Source organism: Paraburkholderia sp. (genome assembly GCF_036488505.1).
Taxonomy (GTDB): domain Bacteria; phylum Pseudomonadota; class Gammaproteobacteria; order Burkholderiales; family Burkholderiaceae; genus Paraburkholderia.
Window position 1 is genome coordinate 1 of sequence record NZ_DASXHN010000198.1, and the last position, 2,709, is coordinate 2,709.

At 64.2% G+C, this 2,709-nt stretch carries 5 protein-coding genes; all 5 read left to right on the top strand.

The window, feature by feature from the left end; genetic code table 11:
• A partial coding sequence (locus VGH68_RS11690; RefSeq protein ID WP_331603783.1) for a type 1 glutamine amidotransferase domain-containing protein occupies nt 1-468 on the top strand: 468 nt, incomplete at its 5' end.
• Nucleotides 469-547: 79 nt separating this feature from the next.
• Complete coding sequence (locus VGH68_RS11695) at nt 548-1,120, top strand: DUF4142 domain-containing protein (RefSeq protein WP_331603784.1); 573 nt, start codon at nt 548-550, stop codon at nt 1,118-1,120.
• Nucleotides 1,117-1,461 carry a DUF1488 domain-containing protein gene (locus tag VGH68_RS11700; protein ID WP_331603785.1) on the top strand — a complete coding sequence of 115 codons (345 nt, stop codon included), beginning with the start codon at nt 1,117-1,119 and terminating at the stop codon, nt 1,459-1,461. The genes VGH68_RS11695 and VGH68_RS11700 overlap by 4 nt, the downstream gene beginning before the upstream one ends.
• Nucleotides 1,462-1,561: 100 nt before the next feature.
• Complete coding sequence (locus VGH68_RS11705) at nt 1,562-2,143, top strand: hypothetical protein (RefSeq protein ID WP_331603786.1); 582 nt, start codon at nt 1,562-1,564, stop codon at nt 2,141-2,143.
• Between the two features lie 133 nt (nt 2,144-2,276).
• Nucleotides 2,277-2,709 (top strand): PA2169 family four-helix-bundle protein (locus VGH68_RS11710; RefSeq protein ID WP_331603787.1); only part of this gene is annotated, 433 nt, incomplete at its 3' end.

Below are 2,709 nucleotides of genomic sequence, written 5' to 3' on the forward strand. Positions count from 1 at the left end.
GCGCTCGCCGACGCGGGCGCCACGGTGCACGTGATCTCGGCGAAACCCGGCAAGATCCAGGGCTTCAAACATGTCGACAAGGGCGACGCGGTCGAGGTCGACACGACCTTCGAAGACGCGAACCCCGACGACTATGACGCGATCGTACTGCCGGGGGGCGTCATCAATGGCGATGCGATTCGTCTGCTGCCTCGGGCGCAGGCTTTCGTGCAGGCCGCGAACAATGCGAAGAAGCCGATCGCCGTGATCTGTCACGGCACCTGGCTGCCGGTGTCGGCGGGCATCATCAAGGGACGCACGGTAACGAGTTGGCCCAGCTTGCAGGACGACATCCGCAACGCTGGCGGCACGTGGGTCGACCAGGAGGTGGTCGAAGACGGCAATTTGATTTCGAGTCGCAAGCCCGACGACATTCCCGCGTTCAACAAGACGTTGATCGCGCAGCTGGGCAAACGCAAGGCGGCGTGAGCAGAAGTCGCGGATCCGGCGTGCCGCGACGAGTCGTTGCCTGCGCCGCCGCCGCGCTGAATCACCAGGGAGAAAATGCATGAAACTACGGTATTCCCTACAAGTATTGACTGCCGTGCTCGCCGCTGTCGGGCTCAGCGCCGCATCGATCGAGCTGGCCTGCGCGCAGGCGAGCGACGCACCGGCGAGCGCCGCGCCGATCCACGATACGAAGCTCTCGCCAGCGGATCAACAGTTCGTGCTGGACGCATCGAAGTCCGATGCGACCGAAATTGCGGCGAGCAAGATCGCGCTGAAAAACTCGAGCGATCCGCGCGTGAAGAAATTCGCGCAGCAGATGATCAAGGATCACACGAAACTGTCTCGCAGCATGGCGGCGCTGGTATCGAAGAAGGGCTTTACGCCGGCTCCGTCGGCGGATTCGGCGCTGGTCGGCAAGCTGCAAACGTTGCATGGCACCGCGTTCGACCAGGCCTACGTCGAGCAGATCGGCGTGGAAGCGCATCAGCGCGCGGTCGACCTGTTCCAGCAGCAAAGCGAAAGCGGCACCGACTCGCAGTTGAAGGCCGCGGCCAAAGAGGCGCTGCCCATCATCAAGCATCACCTGCAGATGGCGCAGCAGCTCGCCGGCCAGATGAAGGGCTCGTCATGAACGCGATCGTGCCGCGGCCTGCCTATGAGGACTCGCTTATGCAGATCAACTTTCCCGACGACACACCCGCTTTCGACGGCGCGAACCTGACGGTTCGTTTTATCGCGCGCGTGGATGGCGAACCCGTCCAGTGCGCGATCACCGCCGAGGCGCTGGAAGATCATTTCGGCGCCGACTCCGCGCTCGAAGCGGCGTTGATCGCCGCCTTCGACAAGGGACGCCAGCGTATCCGTTCGGTCTGCGCGGAAGCGCTCGACCAGAACAACGGAGAAGGCGTGATATTGCATAGCGGACTGTTCAGAGTCGAAGGCATGGAGCCGGATCGCGGCGCGACAGCCTAGTGCCGCCGCGAGCCGCAACGCAGCGCCACGCGCTTGGAGCCGCGCGGCGAAGGGCGGCGGCAGGGTTCGCAAATGCGGTTCAACGACGCAAGGAGGGCTTATGTCACTGATCGTCGCAGCACGCTTTACGACGTTTCCTTCTGCGGAAAACGCGGCGCAAAAGCTTTTCGACGCGGGCTTCGTCGAAGAGGACGTCACGCTGTTTTTCGTCAATCCACGCGGCCAGCATGCCCGTTATCCGATCGGCGGCGACACCGGTACTGATCCGGGCGCGCATCAGGCGCCGAAGGGCGCGGGAATGGGCGTGACGATCGGCGCGGTGATCGGCGCGATCGTCGGTGTCGCGATCTTCGCGACGTTTTCCGCGCCGCTGCTCGTGTCCCTCGTGGCGGCCGGCGTGGGCGCGTATGTCGGCTCGCTGGCGGGCGCGATGTCGCGCACGCGCAAGCAGGGCGCACCCGCTCAGCAGGCGCGGCAGCACGAAGAGTCGCGCGATTCCGGCGTGCTGGTCGCGGTGCACGTGTCGCCTGACAATCAGCTCGATGCGGCGCGGGTGCTGCGCGATGCGGGTGGCGTATCGATCGAGAAGGCGACGGGCCGCTGGCAGCAGGGGCGCTGGGCCGACTTCGATCCGCTGAAGACGCCCGAGCCGCTCAATGACTTCGCGGAAAAGCGTGCGTGATGCGGCGGTGTGCCAGGCACGGCTCATGCGACGTATTCCATGGGACCCCGCCGCTCGCGAGCCGGTTACATCGCAACGCGACAACGGAGCGTGGACGGCGGATTCGCTGTGAACAAAACATTGGAGGTATTGAATGGCTACGAATGTTGTTTCCGTGCTGAACGATCTGGTCGAAACGTCGAAGGATGGCGAGAAGGGCTTTCTGAAGGCAGCCGAGGATGCGCACGACGAACAGCTCAAGGCGATGTTTCGCTCCAATGCCGAGGACTGCGCGCGGGGCGCGCGCGAGTTGCAGGACGCGGTTCAGGCGATGGGCGGTAAGCCCGAAACCGGCGGCAGCATGAGCGGTGCGCTGCATCGCGGCTGGGTCGATGTAAAGTCGGCCGTCACGGATCGCAGTGACCATGCGATTCTCGTCGAATGCGAAAAGGGCGAGGACGTCGCGAAGAAGCGCTACCACGACGCGCTCGAAAAGGAGCTGCCGGCCGACGTGCGCGCGATCGTCGAACGGCAATACCAAGGCGTGCTGAAAACGCACGACCAGGTGCGCGATCTGCGAGATCAGT

Coding starts and splice junctions, on each gene's coding strand:
- VGH68_RS11700 (WP_331603785.1), top strand. CDS start 1,117: ATGAACGCGATCGTGCCGCGGCCTGCCTATGAGGACTCGCTTATGCAG.
- VGH68_RS11705 (WP_331603786.1), top strand. CDS start 1,562: ATGTCACTGATCGTCGCAGCACGCTTTACGACGTTTCCTTCTGCGGAA.
- VGH68_RS11695 (WP_331603784.1), top strand. CDS start 548: ATGAAACTACGGTATTCCCTACAAGTATTGACTGCCGTGCTCGCCGCT.